This is a genomic window from Pseudomonas sp. R32, from assembly GCF_009866705.1.
In the GTDB taxonomy this organism is placed as follows: Bacteria; Pseudomonadota; Gammaproteobacteria; order Pseudomonadales; family Pseudomonadaceae; genus Aquipseudomonas; species Aquipseudomonas donghuensis.
The window spans coordinates 1,762,451-1,782,708 of record NZ_CP019396.1; the positions used below are offsets into that span (position 1 = coordinate 1,762,451).

Annotated in this window: 22 protein-coding genes; 3 read left to right on the plus strand and 19 right to left on the minus strand. The window is 62.8% G+C overall.

Annotated elements, in window-relative coordinates:
• Positions 1–49: 49 nt before the first annotated feature.
• The 16 genes from PspR32_RS08095 to ccoN (PspR32_RS08170) all read right to left on the minus strand — a co-directional run bounded on the left by PspR32_RS08095 (position 50) and on the right by ccoN (PspR32_RS08170) (position 15,645).
• Positions 50–598 (minus strand): adenine phosphoribosyltransferase, encoded by a 549-nt coding sequence (locus PspR32_RS08095; RefSeq protein WP_159388298.1) that lies wholly within the window; start codon positions 596–598, stop codon positions 50–52.
• Between the two features lie 53 nt (positions 599–651).
• Positions 652–1,386, minus strand: coding sequence for a Crp/Fnr family transcriptional regulator FnrA (fnrA, locus tag PspR32_RS08100; RefSeq protein WP_010226003.1), 735 nt, complete (start codon positions 1,384–1,386; stop codon positions 652–654).
• A 118-nt stretch (positions 1,387–1,504) separates the two neighbouring features.
• Positions 1,505–2,887: an oxygen-independent coproporphyrinogen III oxidase gene (gene hemN, locus PspR32_RS08105; protein ID WP_010226002.1), complete on the minus strand. Its 1,383-nt coding sequence runs from the start codon at positions 2,885–2,887 to the stop codon at positions 1,505–1,507.
• A gap of 83 nt (positions 2,888–2,970) precedes the next feature.
• Complete coding sequence (locus PspR32_RS08110) at positions 2,971–3,654, minus strand: sulfite exporter TauE/SafE family protein (protein WP_010226000.1); 684 nt, start codon at positions 3,652–3,654, stop codon at positions 2,971–2,973.
• Positions 3,647–3,859, minus strand: coding sequence for a cbb3-type cytochrome oxidase assembly protein CcoS (gene ccoS / locus PspR32_RS08115; RefSeq protein WP_010225999.1), 213 nt, complete (start codon positions 3,857–3,859; stop codon positions 3,647–3,649). The genes PspR32_RS08110 and ccoS overlap by 8 nt, the downstream gene beginning before the upstream one ends.
• A gap of 12 nt (positions 3,860–3,871) precedes the next feature.
• The gene (locus PspR32_RS08120; RefSeq protein WP_159388299.1) at positions 3,872–6,325 is read right to left on the minus strand and encodes a heavy metal translocating P-type ATPase; all 2,454 of its coding nucleotides are present in this window, start codon (positions 6,323–6,325) and stop codon (positions 3,872–3,874) included.
• A 102-nt stretch (positions 6,326–6,427) separates the two neighbouring features.
• Entirely contained in the window at positions 6,428–6,967 is a 540-nt protein-coding gene (locus PspR32_RS08125) for a FixH family protein (protein ID WP_036994385.1), read from the minus strand.
• Between the two features lie 12 nt (positions 6,968–6,979).
• Entirely contained in the window at positions 6,980–8,395 is a 1,416-nt protein-coding gene (ccoG, locus tag PspR32_RS08130) for a cytochrome c oxidase accessory protein CcoG (protein WP_010225994.1), read from the minus strand.
• Positions 8,396–8,736: 341 nt separating this feature from the next.
• Positions 8,737–9,717, minus strand: coding sequence for a cytochrome-c oxidase, cbb3-type subunit III (gene ccoP / locus PspR32_RS08135; protein ID WP_010225993.1), 981 nt, complete (start codon positions 9,715–9,717; stop codon positions 8,737–8,739).
• Complete coding sequence (locus PspR32_RS08140; RefSeq protein WP_010225992.1) at positions 9,714–9,911, minus strand: CcoQ/FixQ family Cbb3-type cytochrome c oxidase assembly chaperone; 198 nt, start codon at positions 9,909–9,911, stop codon at positions 9,714–9,716. Before PspR32_RS08140 ends, ccoP (PspR32_RS08135) begins: the two co-directional genes overlap by 4 nt.
• A gap of 5 nt (positions 9,912–9,916) precedes the next feature.
• On the minus strand, positions 9,917–10,525 hold the full coding sequence (gene ccoO, locus PspR32_RS08145) for a cytochrome-c oxidase, cbb3-type subunit II (protein WP_036994387.1): 609 nt from the start codon (positions 10,523–10,525) through the stop codon (positions 9,917–9,919).
• A complete protein-coding gene (gene ccoN / locus PspR32_RS08150; protein WP_010225990.1) occupies positions 10,525–11,967 on the minus strand; it encodes a cytochrome-c oxidase, cbb3-type subunit I in 1,443 nt (480 codons plus the stop codon). The genes ccoO (PspR32_RS08145) and ccoN (PspR32_RS08150) overlap by 1 nt, the downstream gene beginning before the upstream one ends.
• Positions 11,968–12,454: 487 nt before the next feature.
• A complete protein-coding gene (gene ccoP / locus PspR32_RS08155) occupies positions 12,455–13,402 on the minus strand; it encodes a cytochrome-c oxidase, cbb3-type subunit III (protein WP_010225989.1) in 948 nt (315 codons plus the stop codon).
• Entirely contained in the window at positions 13,399–13,596 is a 198-nt protein-coding gene (locus PspR32_RS08160) for a cbb3-type cytochrome oxidase subunit 3 (protein WP_010225988.1), read from the minus strand. Before PspR32_RS08160 ends, ccoP (PspR32_RS08155) begins: the two co-directional genes overlap by 4 nt.
• Positions 13,597–13,601: 5 nt before the next feature.
• A complete protein-coding gene (ccoO, locus tag PspR32_RS08165; protein WP_010225986.1) occupies positions 13,602–14,210 on the minus strand; it encodes a cytochrome-c oxidase, cbb3-type subunit II in 609 nt (202 codons plus the stop codon).
• 10 nt (positions 14,211–14,220) lie between these two features.
• A complete protein-coding gene (gene ccoN, locus PspR32_RS08170; RefSeq protein WP_036994388.1) occupies positions 14,221–15,645 on the minus strand; it encodes a cytochrome-c oxidase, cbb3-type subunit I in 1,425 nt (474 codons plus the stop codon).
• A 49-nt stretch (positions 15,646–15,694) separates the two neighbouring features.
• Between ccoN (PspR32_RS08170) and PspR32_RS08175 the strand changes: the two genes are divergently transcribed.
• Positions 15,695–16,384 carry an alpha/beta family hydrolase gene (locus PspR32_RS08175; protein WP_010225982.1) on the plus strand — a complete coding sequence of 230 codons (690 nt, stop codon included), beginning with the start codon at positions 15,695–15,697 and terminating at the stop codon, positions 16,382–16,384.
• 108 nt (positions 16,385–16,492) lie between these two features.
• Here PspR32_RS08175 and ppnP read toward each other — a convergent pair whose 3' ends face one another.
• Together ppnP and PspR32_RS08185 are read right to left on the minus strand one after the other, a co-directional pair.
• Entirely contained in the window at positions 16,493–16,777 is a 285-nt protein-coding gene (gene ppnP, locus PspR32_RS08180; protein WP_010225980.1) for a pyrimidine/purine nucleoside phosphorylase, read from the minus strand.
• A gap of 70 nt (positions 16,778–16,847) precedes the next feature.
• Positions 16,848–17,399: an exonuclease domain-containing protein gene (locus PspR32_RS08185; RefSeq protein WP_010225978.1), complete on the minus strand. Its 552-nt coding sequence runs from the start codon at positions 17,397–17,399 to the stop codon at positions 16,848–16,850.
• A gap of 155 nt (positions 17,400–17,554) precedes the next feature.
• Between PspR32_RS08185 and PspR32_RS08190 the strand changes: the two genes are divergently transcribed.
• Together PspR32_RS08190 and PspR32_RS08195 are read left to right on the plus strand one after the other, a co-directional pair.
• Positions 17,555–18,367 carry a substrate-binding periplasmic protein gene (locus PspR32_RS08190; RefSeq protein WP_159388300.1) on the plus strand — a complete coding sequence of 271 codons (813 nt, stop codon included), beginning with the start codon at positions 17,555–17,557 and terminating at the stop codon, positions 18,365–18,367.
• A gap of 61 nt (positions 18,368–18,428) precedes the next feature.
• Entirely contained in the window at positions 18,429–19,442 is a 1,014-nt protein-coding gene (locus PspR32_RS08195) for a GNAT family N-acetyltransferase (RefSeq protein WP_010225974.1), read from the plus strand.
• Positions 19,443–19,503: 61 nt separating this feature from the next.
• Here the strand turns inward: PspR32_RS08195 and PspR32_RS08200 are convergent, their stop codons facing one another.
• Positions 19,504–20,034 carry an RNA polymerase factor sigma-70 gene (locus PspR32_RS08200; protein WP_010225972.1) on the minus strand — a complete coding sequence of 177 codons (531 nt, stop codon included), beginning with the start codon at positions 20,032–20,034 and terminating at the stop codon, positions 19,504–19,506.
• Between the last annotated feature and the right edge of the window lie 224 nt (positions 20,035–20,258).

The window sequence follows — 20,258 nt, forward strand, 5'->3', positions numbered from 1 at the left end:
GCTCCCACAGAACCTTAGCCTGTGGGGGCGGGCTTGCCCCGCGATGCTGTCAATACTCGCTCAGCGAGAACTCGGTCAGGCAGAAGGTCGGCACACCCACGTCGTTCAGGCGCTGGGAGCCGCCCAGCTCCGGCAGGTCGATGATTGCTGCTGCCTCGAACACCTGCGCCCCCATGCGCCGTACCAGGCTGGTAGCGGCCAGCAAGGTGCCGCCGGTGGCGATCAGGTCATCGAAAATCAGTACCGAATCGCCTTCACAGAGGCTGTCGGCGTGCACTTCGAGGAAGGCTTCACCGTACTCGGTCTGATAGCCCTCGGCGAGCACATCGGCTGGCAGCTTGCCTTGCTTGCGAAACAGGATCAGTGGCTTGTTCAACTGGTGGGCGATGATCGAGCCGATCAGAAAGCCCCGCGCATCCATGGCGCCGATATGGCTGAAGTCGGTTTCGACGTAGCGTTCGATAAAGGCATCGGCGACATGGCGCAGGCCCCGCGGCGACTGGAACAGCGGGGTGATGTCGCGAAAGATCACGCCAGGCTTGGGGAAGTCCGGTACCGGACGGATCAGGGCTTTGAGGTCGAAGGCGGCGCTGGGCATGAGGCGGGTATCCTGAAAAACAATGCCCGCCAGTATACCCGTTATCCGCAGGGTCAGCTTTCCAGCGAGCCACCGGCCAGGGCGCACAGCTGGATCGGGTCGAGGATATGGATTTCCTTGCCTTCGGCCTGGATCAGGCCGTTTTGCTGGAAGCGCGTGAACACCCGCGAGACGGTCTCGACCGCCAGGCCCAGGTAGTTGCCGATCTCGTTGCGCGACATGCTCAGGCGGAACTGGTTGGCCGAGTAGCCACGGGCACGGAAGCGCGCCGAGAGGTTGACCAGGAAGGTGGCGATGCGCTCGTCGGCGGTCTTTTTCGACAGCAACAGCATCATCTGCTGGTCGTCGCGGATTTCGCGGCTCATCACCCGCATCAACTGACGGCGCAACTGTGGCAGTTGCACCGACAGCTCATCCAGGCGTTCGAAGGGGATTTCGCAGACCGACGTGGTTTCCTGGGCCTGGGCCGAGACCGGGTAGGCTTCGGTGTCCATGCCCGACAGGCCGACCAGTTCGCTGGGCAGGTGGAAGCCAGTGATCTGCTCTTCGCCACTGTCGCTCAGGCTGAAGGTTTTCAGGGCGCCGGAGCGCACCGCGTAGACCGAGCCGAAATTGTCGCCCTGGCGGAACAGAAACTCGCCTTTTTTCAGCGGACGCCCGCGTTTGACGATTTCATCCAGTGCATCCATGTCTTCCAAGTTCAGCGACAAGGGCAGGCACAGAGGCGCCAGGCTGCAATCCTTGCAATGGGCCTGGTTGTGGGGGCGCAGTTTGACTGGCTCGGACATTTCTTCAATCCTTGTGGGAAAGCACACATAAGCCGTAAGGGTAACCCAGGCTAGGGTGTTTCGGCCAGCTTGGACGATTGTGCCGAGGCCAGGCAGGATAGGAGTGCGACAAAAAACCTCAGATAACCCGGGAGAAACGTTGGCGGTTATGCAGGTCCAGGTAGGCATCGAACACCATGCACACCGAGCGCACCAGCAGCCGTCCGGCGGGCAGCACCTTGATGCTGTCGTTGCCCAGCTCGATCAGGCCATCCTCGTGCATGGCCTGCAGGGCGGGCCACTGGTCGTTGAAGTAGCCGCGAAAGTCGATGGTGAAATCCCGCTCGATGGTCGCGAAGTCCAGTTCGAAATGGCAGATCAATTGCTGGATCACCGCCCGGCGCAGGCGGTCATCTTCGCTGCAGATCAAGCCGCGGCTGGTGGCCAGTTGAGCGGTGGACAAAGTGTCCTGGTAGGTGTTGAGGTCGCTGCTGTTCTGGCAGTACAAGTCGCCGATCTGGCTGATGGCCGAGACCCCCAGGCCAATCAGGTCGCAATGCCCGTGGGTGGTGTAGCCCTGGAAGTTGCGCTGCAGGGTCGACTCTTCCTGGGCAATCGCCAGTTCGTCATCGGGCAGGGCGAAGTGGTCCATGCCGATGTACACGTAACCAGCGGCGGTCAGTTGCTCGATGGTGTTGTGGAGCATTTCCAGCTTTGCCGCCGGGGCCGGCAAATCGGCGCTGTCGATACGCCGCTGGGGCATGAAGCGCTCCGGCAAGTGGGCGTAGTTGAACACCGAAAGGCGGTCCGGTTGCAGCTTGATCACTTCTTCGACGGTACGGGCAAAACCTTCCGGGGTCTGCTTGGGCAGGCCGTAGATCAGATCGAGGTTGATCGAGCGAAACTGCAGGGTGCGCGCCGCTTCGATGATCGCCCGGGTCTGCTCCAGGCTCTGCAGGCGGTTGATCGCCCGTTGCACCAGCGGGTCAAGGTCTTGCACGCCGAGGCTGACGCGGTTGAAACCCAGTTCGCGGAGCAGGCCCATGGTCGACCAGTCGGCCTCGCGCGGGTCGATCTCGATGCCGTAGTCGCCAGAGTCGTCCTCCAGCAGGTTGAAATGCTGGCGCAGGTGGGCCATCAACTGGCGCAGCTCGACGTGGCTGAGGAAGGTCGGGGTACCGCCGCCAAAGTGCAGTTGCTCGACGGTCTGCTTGGGGTCCAGGTGGCAGGCGATCAGCTGGATTTCTTGTTCCAGGCGTTGCAGGTAGGGCGCGGCGCGGCCACGGTCCTTGGTGATGACCTTGTTGCAGGCGCAGTAGTAGCAGATGTTGGCGCAGAACGGCACATGCACATAGATCGACAGCGGGCGTACGGCGCGACGGCTGTCACGCAGGGCGTGCAGCAGGTCGAAGGAGCCGACTTCGCTGTGCAATTGCACCGCGGTCGGGTAGGAGGTGTAGCGTGGGCCGGCCAGGTCGTAGCGGCGAATCAGGTCGGAGTCCCAACGAAGAACGTCGAGCATGCGGGCAGTCCCCAGAAAAAGCAGCAGTGTCCGGAGTCTAGGGAGCGCGGGGTAAACCCGTGTTGATTTGTATCAACGCCGCTTCAGTGGCCCATCAGCCAGTGCTGGTGCGGCCCTGGCAGGGTCCACAGGCCAAACAGCATCACCAGCACACCACCGGCGATGCGCACACCGCGCTGGCGCAGCAGGGCGCTGGTGCGTTCGGCGGCAAGACCGGTGGCAAGCAGTACCGGCCAGGTGCCAAGGCCGAAGGCCAGCATCAGCAGCGCGCTGTCGGCGGCATTGCCCTGGCTCGCCGCCCAGAGCAGGGTGCTGTATACCAGCCCGCATGGCAGCCAGCCCCACAGGGCGCCAAGCAGTAGCGCGCGTGGCAGGCTGGAGACCGGTAGCAGGCGGTTGGCCACGGGCTGGATATGCCGCCACAAGCCCCGACCCAGGCCTTCGATGCGGGTCAAGCCGCTCCACCAGCCGGCCAGGTACAGGCCCATGCTGATCAGCAACAGTGCGGCCAGGACGCGCATGGCCGTCGCCACCGGGCTGTTGGCCACGGCCCAGCCAGCCAGGCCCAGCAACAGGCCGGCCAGGGCGTAACTGAGGATGCGCCCCAGGTTGTAGGCCAGCAGCAGGCGAAAACGACGGCTGCGTTGTTCCTTGGGAATGGCCAGGGTCAGCGCGCCCATCAGGCCGCCGCACATGCCCAGGCAGTGACCGCCGCCGAGCAGGCCGAGGATCAGAGCCGAGCTGAGCAGGGGTAGAAGTTCAGTCACGAGGCGGCGTACCGTCGTCGGGTTTCTTGCCGTCGGCCTCGTCCATCGCGGCCTGGTGCTGCGGGTCCTGGTCGTCGAACAGGATGCTGTGGGCCGGGCCGTCGAGGTCATCGTACTGGCCGCTGTCCACGGCCCAGAAGAAAATGTAGATGGCGATGGCGACGATCAGCAGGGCGGCCGGGATCATGATGTAAAGCGCGGGCATGGAGGCTCCTGGTCAGGCCGTCGCGGGATGCGTGGCAGTGGCTGGCGCATGGCTGGCCGGCAAGCCGCTGGCGCGGGTCAGGCGCAGGGCATTGAGGACCACGATCAGCGAACTGACCGACATGCCGACCGCCGCCCAGATTGGCGTGATCCAGCCCAGCGCGGCAAACGGCAGCATGACGCCATTATACGCCGTGGCCCACAGCAGGTTCTCGATAATGATCCGCCGGGTGCGGCGCGCCAGGCTGAAGGCCTGGACCAGGGCGTCCAGGCGGTTGGACAGCAGCACGGCGTCGGCGCTGGTTTTCGCCAGGTCGGTGGCCGAGCCCATGGCGATACTGATATCGGCGGCGGCCAGCACGGGCACATCGTTGACCCCGTCGCCGAGCATCAGCACCTTGCGCCCTTGCTGCTGCAGGGCTTTGAGTTTGTCCAGCTTGTCGTCCGGGCGCAGGCCGCCGATGGCCTGGTCGATCTGCAGTTCGGCGGCCACGCTGTGGACCATCGGCGAGCTGTCGCCGGACAACAGCAGGGTGTGCCAGCCACGGGCACGGCAGGCGGCCAGCAGGTCGGCGGCGTCGCTGCGCAGGCGGTCGTCGAGGACGAACCAGGCCAGCGGGCCTCGCTGGTCACCGAGCAGCAACCATTGCCCGGCTTCGTCCGGCATCGCCGGAGCGGTGGTGCCACTGAGGGCGCAGACGAAACCCGCTTCGCCGATGCGCAGTTGCTGTTGGCCAACCTTGCCTTCCAGGCCGAGGCCGGGCATTGCCTGGACCTCGTCGGCGGCCTGGCTGGCGCGGCCAAACGCGCGGGCGATGGGGTGCTCGGAGCGGTTCTCGAGGGCCGCGGCGAGCATCAGGCAGCGGTCGGCATCGGTATCGCTCAAGGGGCGAATCGCCCGCAGGGTCAGGCGGCCTTCGGTGAGGGTGCCGGTCTTGTCGAAGATCACCGTGTCGATCTGGTTCAGGCCTTCCAGCACATGGCCGCGGGTCAGCAGCAGGCCGAGCTTGTGCAGGGTGCCGGTGGCGGCGGTCAGCGCGGTCGGGGTGGCCAGCGACAGGGCGCAGGGGCAGGTGGCGACCAGCATGGCCAGGACGATCCAGAACGCCCGCGATGGGTCGAGCTGCCACCACAGCAGGCCGATGGCGGCCGAGGCGATCAGAGTGAACAGCAAAAACCATTGCGAGGCGCGGTCGGCGATTTCCGCCAGGCGCGGTTTTTCCGACTGCGCCCGCTCCAGCAGGCGGACGATGGCCGACAGGCGGGTGTCCTGGCCCAGGGCCTGGACCTCGACGGTCAGCGCGCTTTCGACGTTCAGGGTGCCGGCGGTGACCGCGTCGCCGGCGCTGCGCGGTTGTGGCAGGTATTCGCCGGTCAGCAGCGATTCGTCGATGCTCGACTGGCCGCTGACAATACGCCCGTCGGCGGGGATCACATGACCGGGCTGGATCAGCACGCAGTCCTTCAGGCGCAGCTCGCTGAGCAGGATCCGCTCGCTCTGCCCGGCCGCGCCCAGGCGCAGGCACGAGGCCGGCAGCAGGTTGACCAGTTGCGCGGTGGCGGCGGCCGTGCGTTCGCGGGCGCGGCGTTCAAGGTAGCGCCCGGCCAGCAGGAACAGGGCAAACATGCCCACGGCGTCGAAGTACAGCTCGCCACTGCCGGTGATTGCGGTCCAGATCCCGGCGCCGTAGGCCAGGCCGATGGCCAGCGATACCGAGACGTCCATGGTCAGGTGGCGGGTGCGCAAGTCGCGGGCGGCACCCCGAAAGAACGGCGCGCAGCTGTAGAACACGATCGGCGTGGTGAGGAACATCGCTACCCAGCGCAGGATGGTGTGCAGCTCGGGGCTCAGGTCGATGTTGAATTCCGGCCAGGTGGCCATGGTCGCCATCATCGCCTGGAACCACAACAACCCGGCGACGCCCAGCTGGCGCAGCGCGGTGCGGTTTTCACTGGCCAGTTGTTCGGCGGCGCGATCGGCCTGGTAGGGGTGAGCGGCGTAGCCGATATGGCGTAACTCGGCGAGCAGCTTGGACAGCGGCAACTGGCTGTCGGCCCAGCTGACCTGCAGGCGGTGGTTGGACAGGTTCAGCCGCGCCTCGGCCACCGCCGGCAGGTTGCGCAGGTGTTTCTCGATCAGCCAGCCACAGGCCGCGCAGCTGATGCCTTCGATCAGCAGGGTGGTTTCGGCCAGCTCGCCACTGTGGCGCACGAAGGGCTTTTGCACATCGGCGCGGTCGTACAGGGCCAGTTCGTCGACCAGTTGCTGGGGCAGGGCGTCGGGGTTGGCGCTGGCTTCACTGCGGTGCTGGTAATAGCTTTCCAGGTTGCCGGCGACGATGGCTTCGGCCACTGCCTGGCAGCCAGGGCAGCAGAACGCCCGTGGCTGGCCGAGCACCTGGGCGGTGAAGTGGCTGCCGGCAGGCACGGGCAGGGCGCAGTGGTAGCAGGGCGTGGGGCTGGTCATGGTAGTCGTCGCAGGTTTTTAGGGTGGCCGCATCGCTGGCAAGCCAGCTCCCACAGGGATAGTGCAACCTGTGGGCGCTGGCTTGCCAGCGATAGGGGCGACTCATTTCTCGAGGTGTTCAGCCCCTTGCAGCGCCTCGTCCCCGAGTACCAGGGTCTTGTCGTGGGCGACTTCTTCTTCCTCGAACAGGCGCCAGACATGCTGGTCCTGGCTGCCCAGCAGCTCGACGAAACGACGGCCTTCGACCTTGTCGCTGAGTTGGCCAAGGTAACGGCCGGCTTCGCTGTCGCTGCGGGTCAGGGCGATCTTGCGGTCCTTTTGCGGCTGGGTCGGCGAGATCAGGTTCAGCTCCAGGGTCTGCGGCTGGCTGTTGCCGGTCAGGCGCACGTCGACTTCGCCGGTCAGCTCATCCAGGTGCACGCTGGCCTTGAGGTTGAGGGTCTGGGCCAGCAGCTCGCGGTCCAGCGAGCGGTTGATGCCTTTGCCGGCCTCGTAGTAGTTATCGTTGACCAGGTTGTCCGGGTTGTTCACCGCAATGGTCACCATGGTCAGGCTGAGGGTCACCGAGGTGGCCAGTACACCGATGATGATCCACGGCCAGAGGTGCTTGTACCAGGGGCTAGCGGCAGTTGCAGAAGGCATGGGCTCAGTCTCTTATCGAATTTGCGGGCCGATGAAGCGGCTTTTGGCTTCAACCTGGGTGGCGCTGTCGTCAGCGTCCTTGAGGGTGAAGATGACTTCGTTGGTGGTCGACGGCAGTTGTTCCGGCGCCATCGACAGTTGTACCGGCAGGCTGACAATGTCGCCGGCAGCGACGCGTATTTCCCGTGCGCCTTCAAGCTTGAGGTCGGGCAGGCCGCCAGCGTCGAGCACGTAGACGTGATCGCGCTGGTCCTTGTTCATGACCTTCAGGCTGTAGACGTTCTCGATCCGCCCCTGGGCGTTCTCGCGGTACAGCACGCGGTCCTTGCTGACGTCGAAACCGACCAGCGAGCGCATGACGAAGGCGCTGGCAAGCAGGCCGATCATGGTCAGCAACACGACGGCATAGCCGATCAGGCGCGGGCGCACCATGTGGGTCTTCTGCCCTGAGAGGTTGTGCTCAGTGGTGTAGCTGATCAGGCCTTTGGGGTAGTTCATCTTGTCCATGATGGTGTCGCAGGCATCGATGCAGGCGGCGCAGCCGATGCACTCGATCTGCAGGCCGTCGCGGATGTCGATGCCGGTCGGGCACACCTGAACGCACATGGTGCAGTCGATGCAGTCGCCCAGGCCCTTGGCCTTGTAGTCCAGGTCTTTCTTGCGCGGGCCGCGGGTTTCGCCGCGGCGCGGGTCGTAGGAAACGATCAGGGTGTCCTTGTCGAACATCACGCTCTGGAAGCGTGCATAGGGGCACATGTACACGCATACCTGCTCGCGCAGCCAGCCGGCGTTGCCGTAGGTGGCCAGGGTGAAGAAACCAACCCAGAAGTACGCCCAGCCGTCGGCCTGGCCGGTAAAGAACTCAATCACCAGTTCGCGGATCGGCGAGAAGTAGCCAACAAAGGTCATGCCGGTGACAAAGCCGATGCTCAGCCACAGGCTGTGCTTGGCCAGCTTGCGCAGAAACTTGTTGCCGCTCATCGGCGCCTTGTCGAGTTTCATGCGTTGGTTGCGGTCACCTTCGGTGACTTTCTCGCACCACATGAAGATCCAGGTCCACACACTTTGCGGGCAGGTATAGCCGCACCATACGCGGCCGGCGTACACGGTGATAAAGAACAGGCCGAAGGCGGCGACGATCAACAACCCCGAGAGCAGGATGAAATCCTGAGGCCAGATGGTGGTGCCGAAAATGTAGAACTTGCGCTCCGGCAGGTTCCACCACACGGCCTGGTGGCCACTCCAGTTCAGCCACACCGTACCGAAGTACAGCAGGAACAGGACGGCGCCGCCGACCATGCGCAGGTTACGGAACACGCCGGTGAAGGCGCGGGTGTAGATCTTTTCACGCGAGGCGTAGAGGTCGACGCTGCTGTTGTCTTTACTGGCAGGCGGGGTGACGTCATGTACCGGAATCTGCTTGCTCATCATTGAGTCCCACGGCAGTGGAGAAGTGCCGCGGCCAGTACCTGCCGGCCGCAGTCGGAAGCTTGCTGCTCTAGGGCGCATGATACGCCTGTCCTGCGGGTAGGGGGGAGGGGTGCGACTTTTGGCCGCATTGGGGAATTGCGGGTAATAGTGTATTGGCCCGTGTCAATTGACATGGGTCATGCACAGGCGTGATCCGCACGGGCTCATCGCCGGCAAGCCGCCTCGACAGGGGCGCGCGAGTCCTTTGTGGGAGCCGGCTTGCCGGCGATCGAGCGCATAGCGCTCGAAAAAAAGCCCCGCCAGTCTGCACTGACGGGGCCTTTTGCTACACTCGCGAATTACTTCGCTTCAGCAGTCTTCTCAGGCTGGTGCGACAGGCTGTAGACATAGGCAGCCAGCAGGTGGACCTTGTCGTTGCCCTGGATCGCTTCCTGGGCAGGCATCTGGCCCTGGCGGCCATAACGGATGGTCTGCTGCAGTTGAGCGAAGCTCGAACCATAGATGAACGCGGTCGGGTGGGTCAGGTTTGGCGCACCCATGGCCGGGGTGCCCTTGCCTTCAGGGCCGTGGCAGGCCACGCAGTTGGTGGCAAACAGCTTCTGGCCGTTGGCTGGATCGGCCTTGGCGTCCTTGGGCAGGCTGCGGCCATCGAGGTTGGTCAGCACGTACGCGGCCACGTCGGCAACGCCTTGCTCGCCAATCACTTCGGCCCAGGCCGGCATCACCCCGTGACGACCACCCATGATGGTGGCCTTGATGGTTTCCGGCTCGCCGCCCCAGCGCCAGTCGTTGTCGGTGAGGTTGGGGAAGCCGTAGGAGCCCTTGGCGTCCGAGCCGTGGCACACCGCGCAGTTGGAGGCGAACAGACGGCCGCCCATCTTCAGCGCTTGCGGGTCCTTGGCGACTTCTTCGATAGGCATCGAGGCGAATTTGGCGAAGATCGGCCCGAACTTGGCGTCCGAGCGGGCCATTTCCTTCTCCCACTCGTGCACGCCGGTCCAGCCGGCCTGGCCGTTGGCGAACTCGGTTTTCTTGTCGTTGTCCAGGTACTGGTAGCCCGGCAGCAGGCCTTTCCAGTTACCCAGGCCGGGGTACAGCACCAGGTAGCCCAGGGCAAAAACGATGGTGCCGACGAACAGCATGAACCACCATTTGGGCAGCGGGTTGTCGTATTCCTCGATGCCGTCGTAGGCGTGGCCCACGGTTTCTTCGGTGGTTTCGCTGCGCTGGCCCTTGCGGGTGGACAGCAGCAGCCAGGTCAGGGCGAAGATGGTGCCCAGACTCAAAACGGTGACGTACAGACTCCAGAAGGTAGTCATTCGTTGTTACTCCTAGACGCTTTCGCTTGCGCTTGCTCGACGTGCTTGCTGGCTTCGGGATCATCCGCGAAGGGCAGCATGGTCGCTTCGTCGAACTCTGACTTGCGCCGAGAACTGAACACCCACAACGCCAGGCCGATAAAGGCCACCATCACCACGACGGTGCCCAGGCCACGAATCATCCCGATATCCATCAATGTCACCGTTTGCTTTTGATGATGGTGCCCAGGCCTTGCAGGTAGGCAACCAGGGCGTCCATTTCAGTCTTGCCCTTGACCGCGTCGCGGGCACCGGCGATGTCTTCATCGGTGTACGGCGTGCCGAGGGTGCGCAAGACTTCCATCTTCTTCACCGTATCCTTGCCGTCGAGCTTGTTCTCCACCAGCCATGGGTAGGCCGGCATCTTCGACTCGGGCACGACGTTGCGCGGGTTGTACAGGTGAGCACGGTGCCAGTCGTCGGAGTAACGGCCGCCAACGCGGGCCAGGTCCGGGCCGGTACGCTTGGAACCCCACAGGAACGGGTGATCCCAGACGCTTTCACCGGCGACCGAGTAGTGGCCGTAGCGTTCGGTTTCGGCGCGGAACGGACGGATCATCTGCGAGTGGCACTGCACGCAGCCTTCGCGGATGTAGATGTCGCGGCCTTCGAGCTCCAGCGCGGTACGCGGCTTCATGCCCTCGACCGGCTTGTTGGTGACGTCCTGGAAGAACAGCGGGACGATCTGGGTCAGGCCGCCGATGCTCACGGCGATGACCATGAAGAAGGCCAGCAGGCCGATATTCTTCTCGACTACTTCATGCTTCATCAGTGAGCTCCAACTACAGCGATCTGAGCGGCGGCTTCAGCTTCGGCCGGCTTCGAGGCGCGTACGGTACGGAAAACGTTGTACGCCATCAGCAGCATGCCGGAGGCGAAGAACGCACCGCCCAGGGCGCGGACGATAAAGCCCGGATGGCTGGCTTGCAGGGCTTCGACGAAGGAGTAGGTGAGGGTGCCGTCGTCGTTGATTGCACGCCACATCAGGCCCTGGGTGATGCCGTTGACCCACATCGAGGAGATGTACAGCACGGTACCGATGGTCGCCAGCCAGAAGTGCGCGTTGATCAGGCCGGTGCTGTGCATCTGCTCGCGGCCGTAGACCTTCGGAATCATGTGGTACAGGGCGCCGATCGAGATCATCGCGACCCAGCCCAAGGCGCCGGCGTGGACGTGGCCCACGGTCCAGTCGGTGTAGTGCGACAGCGAGTTGACGGTCTTGATCGCCATCATCGGACCTTCGAAGGTCGACATGCCGTAGAAGGCCAGGGAGACCACCAGGAAGCGCAGGATCGGGTCGGTGCGCAGCTTATGCCAGGCGCCCGAGAGGGTCATCATGCCGTTGATCATGCCGCCCCAGCTTGGCGCCAGGAGGATGATCGACATGGCCATGCCCAGCGACTGCGCCCAGTCCGGCAGGGCGGTGTAGTGCAGGTGGTGGGGACCTGCCCAGATGTACAGGGTGATCAGTGCCCAGAAGTGCACGATCGACAGGCGATAGGAGTAGATCGGACGCTCGGCCTGCTTTGGCACGAAGTAGTACATCATGCCCAGGAAGCCGGTGGTCAGGAAGAAGCCCACGGCGTTGTGGCCGTACCACCACTGGATCATCGCGTCGGTGGCACCCGAATAAGCCGAGTAGGACTTGAACAGGCTGACCGGCAAGGAGGCGTGGTTGACGATGTGCAGCATCGCGGTGACGACGATGAAGGCGCCGTAGAACCAGTTGCCCACATAGATGTGCTTGGTCTTGCGCTTGACGATGGTACCGAAGAACACCACACCGTAGGTGACCCAGACAATGGCCAGCAAAACGGCGATCGGCCATTCCAGCTCGGCGTATTCCTTGGTCGTGGTGTAGCCCAGCGGCAAGGTAATGAGCGCACCGACGATCACCGCTTGCCAACCCCAGAAGGTGAAGGCCGCGAGGCTGTCGGAAATCAGTCGCGTCTGGCAGGTTCGCTGCACGACATAGTAGGAAGTGGCAAACAGTGCACAACCACCGAAGGCGAAGATCACCAGGTTGGTGTGCAGCGGGCGAAGGCGTCCGAAGCTCGTCCACGGCAGGTCCAGGTTAAGCTGGGGCCAGACCAGTTGCGAGGCGATGAAGACACCAAGCCCCATGCCAAGGATCCCCCAGACCACCGTCATGATGGCGAACTGGCGGACGACCTTATAGTTATAAGCAGTCGGACTGATTGCTGTGCTCATTCTAAGGTTCCACGGTTTGGGTGTTTTTATAGGGTAAAAATCGGCGCAAGTATGTATAAACCGTGTGGTTATTGCAACGCGATGGCGCCCGCGCCGATCCTTGCCAACGCCTGCCCCACAGCGGTTTCGAGCCTTTTCGGCGGGAAAATTGTACACAATTAATTAATTGATATGTGTACCAAAATTTGATTTTTCGTCTAAGGCAAAGGCTTCTGCCGAACGCTTGCTCAGTGCCGTTGATCACTCGCACATCGGCGCTTGAGTCGGCCCCATCAGCCTTTGCGCAGAACCGCTGACGAAAAATGCCCCAAAAAGGTGCAAGCGCGCCGGCTGTTTCAGTCGCTGTGGCAACAAGCTTAGTTGTGATCGAGGGGGGTGCAAGGCGGGGGCAGGGCGGGGTGCGACACTTGGTCGCAAGGGGTGAAGGGAACCGCCGCATCGGGTGCCGATGCGGCGGTTTGAGTCAAGGCTCAGTTACTCAATCGTTTTACTTGGCAGACAGGGTTTCGCCTTGTGCAGGTTCCTCCTGGGACAGGCTGTAGACATAGGCGGCCAGCAGGTGGACCTTGTCGTTGCCCTGGATCGCTTCCTGGGCAGGCATCTGGCCCTGGCGGCCATAACGGATGGTCTGCTGCAGTTGGGCGAAGCTCGAACCGTAGATGAACGCGGTCGGGTGGGTCAGGTCCGGTGCGCCCATGGCCGGGGTGCCCTTGCCTTGCGGGCCGTGGCAGGCTACGCAGTTGGTGGCGAACAGCTTCTCGCCGTTGGCAGGGTCGGCCTTGGCGTCTTGCGGCAGGCTGCGGCCATCGAGGTTGGTCAGCACGAACGCGGCCACGTCGGCAACGCCTTGTTCGCCAATCACTTCGGCCCAGGCCGGCATTACCCCGTGACGACCGCCCATGATCGAAGCCTTGATGGTTTCCGGCTCGCCGCCCCAGCGCCAGTCCTTGTCGGTGAGGTTAGGGAAGCCGTAGGCACCCTTGGCGTCCGAGCCGTGGCACACCGCGCAGTTGGAGGCGAACAGACGGCCGCCCATTTTCAGCGCCTGCGGATCCTTGGCCACTTCTTCCACCGGCATGGCGGCGAATTTGGCGAAGATCGGTCCGAACTTGGCGTCGGCCTTGTTCATTTCCTTTTGCCATTCGTTGGTCTGGGTCCAGCCGTCTTCATAGCCCGGCAGGATGCCTTTCCAGTTGCCCAGGCCCGGATAGAGGATCAGGTAGCCGACCGAAAACACCAGGGTGCCGACGAACAGCCAGAACCACCACTTGGGCAGCGGGTTGTCGTACTCCTCGATGCCGTCGAAGCTGTGGCCCATGGTCTGGTCGGTGGTGCCTTTGGTTTCACCCTTGCGGGTGCCCAGCAGCAGCCAGGTCAGGCCGATCAGGCTGCCGATGGTCAGTACGCTGATGTACGTACTCCAGAAGGTGGTCATTGCCCGTTACTCCTCGGTTCGGGTTCGTTGGCGGCAGGTGCCAGGCGGTCGTCGGCGAACGGCAGCAGGCTGGCTTCGGCGAATTCACGGTCACGCCGGCCGTTGAACACCCACAGCGACAGGCCGATGAAGGCGATGGCCACCAGCAGGGTGCCCAGGCCTCGCAATTGGCCGATATCCAGTGTGAAGTCCATGGCGCTTACCTCTTGTTCTTGATCGCGGTGCCGAGCACCTGCAGGTAGGCGACCAGCGCGTCCATTTCGGTCTTGCCCTTGAGCGACTCCACCGCGCCGCCGATGTCGGCATCGGTGTACGGCACGCCGAGGGTGCGCATGGTGCGCAGCTTGGTCTCGGTGTGGCTGCTGTCGACTGGGTTGGCGACCAGCCATGGGTAGGCCGGCATCTTCGACTCGGGCACGACGTTGCGCGGGTTGTACAGGTGCGCACGGTGCCAGTCATCGGAGTAGCGGCCGCCAACGCGGGCCAGGTCCGGGCCGGTACGCTTGGAGCCCCAGAGGAACGGATGGTCCCAGACGCTTTCACCGGCGACCGAGTAGTGGCCGTAGCGTTCGGTTTCGGCGCGGAACGGACGGATCATCTGCGAGTGGCACTGCACGCAGCCTTCACGGATGTAGACGTCGCGGCCTTCCAGTTGCAGCGCGGTGTAGGGCTTCATGCCTTCGACCGGCTTGTTGGTGACGTCCTGGAAGAACAGCGGGACGATCTGGGTCAAGCCGCCGATGCTGACGGCAAACACCATCAACAGCACCAGCAGGAAGACGTTCTTCTCGATTACTTCGTGTTTCATCAGGGTCTCCTCAGGCCAGCTGCGCGGCGGCAGGGGCAGTCGCGGCCACCGGGGCACGCACGGTGCGCCAGGTGTTGTACGCCATCAGCAGCATGCCGGTAAGGAAGATCGCCCCGCCGACGAAGCGCACGATGAAGCCTGGGTGGCTGGCCACCAGGGTTTCGACGAAGGAGTAGGTCAGCGTGCCGTCTTCGTTGACTGCGCGCCACATCAGGCCCTGGGCGATGCCGTTGACCCACATCGAGGCGATGTAGAGCACGGTGCCGATGGTTGCCAGCCAGAAGTGCGCGTTGATCAGGCCGAGGCTGTACATCTGCTCGCGGCCGAAGATTTTCGGGATCATGTGGTACAGGGCGCCGATCGAGATCATCGCCACCCAGCCCAACGCACCGGCGTGTACGTGGCCGATGGTCCAGTCGGTGTAGTGCGACAGGGCGTTGACGGTCTTGATCGCCATCATCGGGCCTTCGAAGGTCGACATGCCGTAGAACGCCAGGGAGACCACGAGGAAGCGCAGGATCGGGTCGCTGCGCAGCTTATGCCAGGCGCCCGAGAGGGTCATCATGCCGTTGATCATGCCGCCCCAGCTTGGCGCCAGGAGGACCAGCGACATGATCATGCCCAGCGATTGTGCCCAGTCGGGCAGGGCGGTGTAGTGCAGGTGGTGGGGACCTGCCCAGATGTACAGGGTGATCAGCGCCCAGAAGTGCACGATCGACAGGCGATAGGAATACACCGGACGTTCGGCCTGTTTTGGCACGAAGTAGTACATCATGCCCAGGAAGCCGGCAGTCAGGAAGAAGCCCACGGCGTTGTGACCGTACCACCACTGGACCATGGCGTCGGTGGCGCCACCGTACAGCGAGTAGGACTTGGTCAGGCTGACTGGCACTTCCAGGTTGTTGACGATGTGCAGGATCGCCACGGTGATGATGAACGCGCCGAAGAACCAGTTACCCACATAAATGTGCTTGGTGGTGCGCTTCATCAGGGTGCCGAAGAACACCACGGCATAGGCCACCCAGACAATGGTGATGAGGATGTCGATCGGCCATTCCAGTTCGGCGTATTCCTTGGAGCTGGTATAACCCAGCGGCAGGCTGATCGCAGCCAGCAGAATCACCAGTTGCCAGGCCCAGAAGGTGAAAGCTGCCAGGCGTGGCGAGAACAGGGTGGTCTGGCAGGTGCGCTGGACCGAATAGTAGGAAGCGGCGAACAGTGCGCAACCACCGAAGGCGAAGATCACCGCGTTGGTGTGCAGCGGTCGCAGGCGGCCGAAGCTGGTCCAGGGGAGGTCGAAGTTGAGCGAAGGCCAGACGAGTTGCGCGGCGAGAAAAACGCCGAGCCCCATCCCGACGATTCCCCACACCACCGTCATAATGGCGAATTGGCGGACCACCTTGTAGTTGTAGGCGGTACTGCTGGTTGTGTTCATGTATGGGTTCCCATCCACGGTTATAGGCAGACTAAACAGCGAGGCAAGCATGAGTAATGGGCAACTGGCCGGTATTGACGGGGATCAATGGGCGCGGCTGGTCGAAAGCCGCGGCTGGCGCTGGAATGCCCCGCAAAATCAGGGGGATGGCCAGCAATCGCGGTGCCTGATCCTGGCCCATGGCGCGGGGGCGCCGATGGACAGCGGGTTCATGCAGGAAATCGCGCAAAGGCTGGCGGAGCAAGGGCTGGGGGTGCTGCGCTTCGAGTTCCCCTACATGGCCCAGCGGCGCATCGATGGTGGCAAAAGGCCGCCAAATCCGCAGGCCCAATTGCTGGACTGCTGGCGTGAGGTGTATGCGCAGGTGCGACCATTGGTCACTGGGGCGTTGGCCATCGGCGGCAAGTCCATGGGCGGGCGCATGGCGAGTTTGCTGGCCGACGAGTTGGGCGCCGATGCGCTGGTGTGCCTGGGTTATCCGTTTTATGCCGCCGGCAAACCGGAGAAGCCGCGGGTGGCGCACCTGGCTGGGCTGAAGACACCGACCTTGATCGTTCAGGGCGAGCGCGATGCCCTGGGCAATCGGCAAACGGTGGAAGGCTATGAGCTGTCGTCAGCGATTGAGCTGTGCTGGCTGCAGGCGGGGGATCATGACTTGAAGCCGCTGAAGGCTTCCGGGTTCAGCCATGGCGAGCATCTGGCGACGGCGGCGGACAGGATTGTCGCGTTTCTGAAGTGAGGGGGCTGCTGCGCAGCCCATCGCTGGCAAGCCAGCTCCCACAAGGGTTGCAGTGAACAACTTGTGGGAGCTGGCTTGCCAGCGATGGGGTCGGCGCCTGATTCAGGCTTAGCCGCGATACTCGCACAGGTAGGCAGTATCAACCGCTACCTTGAGTTGGAACTTGCTGTTGGCCGGGACATTGAACTGGCTACCGGCGCTGAAGGTTTCCCAGTTGTCGCTGTCGGGCAGTTTGACGGTCAGGGCACCCGACACCACGTGCATGATTTCGCGCTGGGCAGTGCCGAACTCGTATTCGCCCGGGGCCATCACGCCAACCGTGGCCGGACCTTCAGCGGTGCCGAAGGCGATCGACTTGACCGTGCCATCAAAGTACTCGTTGACTTTAAACATGGGCGACTCCTGAAAAGGGGCTAAAAAGGCAGGCCAGTATGCCCAAGGCCCGCAGCGTCGTCATCCGCTTTCAGGTGCCGTTGGCCGGCAGCGACAGGGGCAGCAGACGGGCCGTATTGCGGGCGTCTTCCAGGGCCCGGTGCTGGCGCCCACTGAATTGCAGGCCGGCGAGTTGCAACGCGCCATTGAGTCCCAGCGGCCGTTGCAACTGGCGGGCTTTGGCGAAGCGTTGCTTGAGGTTGATGTGCGGCAACTCGGCGAGCAAGCTGTGGACCTGGTACTGCTGCCATTCCTGCAACAGTTGTTTGCGGTCGTAGTCACCCCAGCTGACCCAACCCTCAAGGTGCCCGGCGTGATGCTCGAGCCAGCGCTCGAACTGCGCCCACACCTGGGCGAAGGTCGCCGCTGTATCGACATTGGCCTGGCTGATGTGCGTCAGTTCACGGCAGAACGGGGTCAGTTGCGGCCGTCGCCTGGGGCGCACGAAACGCTGAAAATGACCAACTTCGCGGCCCTTGCGGTCAACCAGCGCCGCACCGATTTCGATGATTTCCATATCTGTGACCGGCCAGCCACCATCGTCGGTGGTTGCTTCAAGGTCGATCACCAGCCAATGGCCCATAGTAGGCTCCCATGCAAGACTGCTAAGAGCGTAGCCAAACTCGGACCAACCGGGTATCCCCTGGCATTTTGCCTGCTGCGCTTGGCGTAACCGACAGTTGTGCAACGCCTTGAAAACGCCTAGCTTAGCTAGATTCCGGTTTAATCCCGCAAAGAGTGTGTTGCTTTGAGTCCAGCGCCCATGCCACAGACGGTGCCCTTGTTGTTAATGCTGCCGCGATATGGCTGGCCCCCTCGGCTTGGGCGGCAGCAGAGATCGAGGTCAAAGTCGGGGCCGCACACTTCCCGCCCTACACCGTGCGCCCGGAGCAAGGCGCCGACACCGGCCTGCTGCCGCAACTGGTCGAGGCGCTGAACAACGTCCAGCAACGTTATCGTTTCGTCCTGGTGCCGACTTCGATTCAACGGCGCTTCGGTGACTTCCAGCAGGGGCGCACCGACATGGCGATCTTCGAGAACCCCGCGTGGGGCTGGCAGCAGATTCCCCATGAGAGTGTCGACATGGGCCTGGAAGACGCCGAGGTCTTCGTCGCTCATCGCCAGCCCGGCCGCGACCAGGCTTACTTCAGCGACCTCAAGGGCAAGCGCCTGGCACTGTACAGTGGCTATCACTACGCCTTTGCCGATTTCAACGCCGACCCCAAGTACCTGGCCGACACCTACAATGCGACCCTGACCTATTCCCATGACAGTAACCTGCTGATGGTCCAGCGCGGCCGCGCCGAGGTTGCCCTGGTCACCCGTTCCTATTTCAGTGACTTCCTGGTGCGCAATCCGCAAAGCGCCGAGCAGTTGCTGGCGTCCGATCGCGTTGACCAGGTCTACCATCATTACGCCCTGTTGCGGCCCGGCGCCCCCATCAGTGGCCCGGCATTTGCCGGTTTGTTGCAGTCCTTGCGGGCCAATGGCGAGTTGCTGAAAATCTTCCAGCCTTATCGCATCACTGTCAGCACACCCAAGGCTGACTAAATTTGTCTGTGTTGGCGACGTTCACCAGGGTGAGCCGATCATTCCCTTGTGAGCCAAGATCATGCCATTCGATTCCGCTTCGCCGACTTTGTCCTTGCCTCGCTGGCGTAGCCTCAGCGCCGATGAAGGCGATTGCCATCTGAGCCTGGTGCTGGAAGGCAGCCCGTTGGTGCGTGTGCGCCTGCAACGTGGCGAGACCTTGCAGGTTCAGCTTGAAGACTGTGCCCGCGACCGTGTGCAACAAGCCCTGTGGGCCGTTTGCTACTGGTTGTTCGCCCGTGACCCCGGTTGTCAGCGCCTGACCTGGCAGCTGGATCAGCCGCCACCGCAGGCGTTGAACAGTGGCCTGTTGGTCAGCACCGCGCGCCAGGGCCAGTACCTGTGTGAGCGCAGCTTGTTCTGGCAGTTGCCTCAACCCTGGCTCGGCCAGCCGTTCGCGGGCGTCTACCCGCAACAGATGCAGATCAGTGAAGGCAAGCGCCACCCCCGGCGCGCACCCAAGCCGCGCGGCGAGGTGTATCGACGCTTCGATGCGCGGCTGGGGGCGTGGGTGTCGTTACGCACCCTGGAAATCGACCAGGACCTGGAGCGGTTCAATCGCTGGCAGAACAACCCGCGGGTGCTCAACTTCTGGCAGGAGGGCGGCAGCCTCGAACAACACCGTGACTACCTCGGCAAGCTTGAGGCCGATCCGCACAGCCTGACCCTGATCGGGTGTTTCGATGATCAGCCCTTCGCCTACTTCGAGGCCTACTGGGCCAAGGAAGACCGTATCGCGCCGTTCTATGCGGTGGATGATTACGACCGCGGCATCCACATGCTGGTGGGGGAAGAGCAGCATCGCGGGCCGCACAAGGTCGCCAGCTGGTTGTCAGCACTGGTCCACTACCTGTTCCTGGACGACCCGCGCACCCAGCGGGTAGTGGCCGAGCCGCGAGCGGACAACGGCAAGATGATCGGCTACATGCACGAGCAGTGTTTTCATTGCGAGAAGGAATTCGACTTTCCGCACAAGCGTGCGGCATTGATGATTCTGGGGCGGGAGCGGTTCTTCGAAGGTTGCAGGTTGCTCTGACCCTCAAGCGGCAAGCGGCATCACCACCCACTTGCCGCTTGAAGCTTGCAGCTTGTCGCTCTCAAGCCCTCTGGCTTGAGACTTTCCGACAATGCACCAGGGCATCGCGAATCATGAAGTTGACCAGGGTCGGCGAGACGCCGAGCTCCTTGGCGATGTCTTTCTGTGGCACGCCGTGCAGGCGGTACATTTCGAAGGCATAGCGGGTGCGTTGCGGCAGGTCGTTCAAGGCATCGGCGATGTGTTCAAGGGTGGCGAAGTTGATGTGCGTGGTTTCTGGCGAAGCCCCCTGGATCACCACGTTCAGGCCTTCCTCTTCGCTGCCGGAGTACTTCAGCTCCATGGCCTGCTTGCGATAGTGGTCGATGGCCAGGTTGCGCACGATCTGGAACAGGTAGCTAAGCTGGGCCTTGAACGAGGACGTGATCTGCGGCGCCGAGCCGAGCCGGAAGAACGCATCCTGAACCACGTCTTCGGCCCGCGAGCGGCAGCCGGTGATGCGTGCGGCAATCTTGACCAGGATACTGCGGTTGTCGACAAACGCCTGGAGTAACGGTGAATCGCACTTACTTGTGGATAGTTGTTCCGCCATGGAAATCACCTTATCTCTAAGAGGGAAGTGGAAGTCTCCAGAATCGGAGGCTTCCTACGACGTGCGACAAGCTATTCTTAATGATAATTATTGTCAAATGCGAAAGTTAATAAGTATCTATGCCTTTTGCTTCTAAGCTCGCGCTTTGTGACCGGCTTCAAACTCCGCACTTTTTCGCCGCTGCCCCCGCCGTTCCCGCCGCTTAATTATTTCCTCCGGCCATC

Excerpts from the sequence above, each read along its gene's own strand:
- PspR32_RS08095 (WP_159388298.1), bottom strand. The coding sequence starts at position 598 with ATGCCCAGCGCCGCCTTCGACCTCAAAGCCCTGATCCGTCCGGTACCG.
- fnrA (WP_010226003.1), bottom strand. The coding sequence starts at position 1,386 with ATGTCCGAGCCAGTCAAACTGCGCCCCCACAACCAGGCCCATTGCAAG.
- hemN (WP_010226002.1), bottom strand. The coding sequence starts at position 2,887 with ATGCTCGACGTTCTTCGTTGGGACTCCGACCTGATTCGCCGCTACGAC.
- ccoS (WP_010225999.1), bottom strand. The coding sequence starts at position 3,859 with ATGCCCGCGCTTTACATCATGATCCCGGCCGCCCTGCTGATCGTCGCC.
- PspR32_RS08120 (WP_159388299.1), bottom strand. The coding sequence starts at position 6,325 with ATGACCAGCCCCACGCCCTGCTACCACTGCGCCCTGCCCGTGCCTGCC.
- PspR32_RS08125 (WP_036994385.1), bottom strand. The coding sequence starts at position 6,967 with ATGCCTTCTGCAACTGCCGCTAGCCCCTGGTACAAGCACCTCTGGCCG.
- ccoG (WP_010225994.1), bottom strand. The coding sequence starts at position 8,395 with ATGAGCAAGCAGATTCCGGTACATGACGTCACCCCGCCTGCCAGTAAA.
- ccoP (WP_010225993.1), bottom strand. The coding sequence starts at position 9,717 with ATGACTACCTTCTGGAGTCTGTACGTCACCGTTTTGAGTCTGGGCACC.
- PspR32_RS08140 (WP_010225992.1), bottom strand. The coding sequence starts at position 9,911 with ATGGATATCGGGATGATTCGTGGCCTGGGCACCGTCGTGGTGATGGTG.
- ccoO (WP_036994387.1), bottom strand. The coding sequence starts at position 10,525 with ATGAAGCATGAAGTAGTCGAGAAGAATATCGGCCTGCTGGCCTTCTTC.
- ccoN (WP_010225990.1), bottom strand. The coding sequence starts at position 11,967 with ATGAGCACAGCAATCAGTCCGACTGCTTATAACTATAAGGTCGTCCGC.
- ccoP (WP_010225989.1), bottom strand. The coding sequence starts at position 13,402 with ATGACCACCTTCTGGAGTACGTACATCAGCGTACTGACCATCGGCAGC.
- PspR32_RS08160 (WP_010225988.1), bottom strand. The coding sequence starts at position 13,596 with ATGGACTTCACACTGGATATCGGCCAATTGCGAGGCCTGGGCACCCTG.
- ccoO (WP_010225986.1), bottom strand. The coding sequence starts at position 14,210 with ATGAAACACGAAGTAATCGAGAAGAACGTCTTCCTGCTGGTGCTGTTG.
- ccoN (WP_036994388.1), bottom strand. The coding sequence starts at position 15,645 with ATGAACACAACCAGCAGTACCGCCTACAACTACAAGGTGGTCCGCCAA.
- PspR32_RS08175 (WP_010225982.1), top strand. The coding sequence starts at position 15,695 with ATGAGTAATGGGCAACTGGCCGGTATTGACGGGGATCAATGGGCGCGG.
- ppnP (WP_010225980.1), bottom strand. The coding sequence starts at position 16,777 with ATGTTTAAAGTCAACGAGTACTTTGATGGCACGGTCAAGTCGATCGCC.
- PspR32_RS08185 (WP_010225978.1), bottom strand. The coding sequence starts at position 17,399 with ATGGGCCATTGGCTGGTGATCGACCTTGAAGCAACCACCGACGATGGT.
- PspR32_RS08195 (WP_010225974.1), top strand. The coding sequence starts at position 18,429 with ATGCCATTCGATTCCGCTTCGCCGACTTTGTCCTTGCCTCGCTGGCGT.
- PspR32_RS08200 (WP_010225972.1), bottom strand. The coding sequence starts at position 20,034 with ATGGCGGAACAACTATCCACAAGTAAGTGCGATTCACCGTTACTCCAG.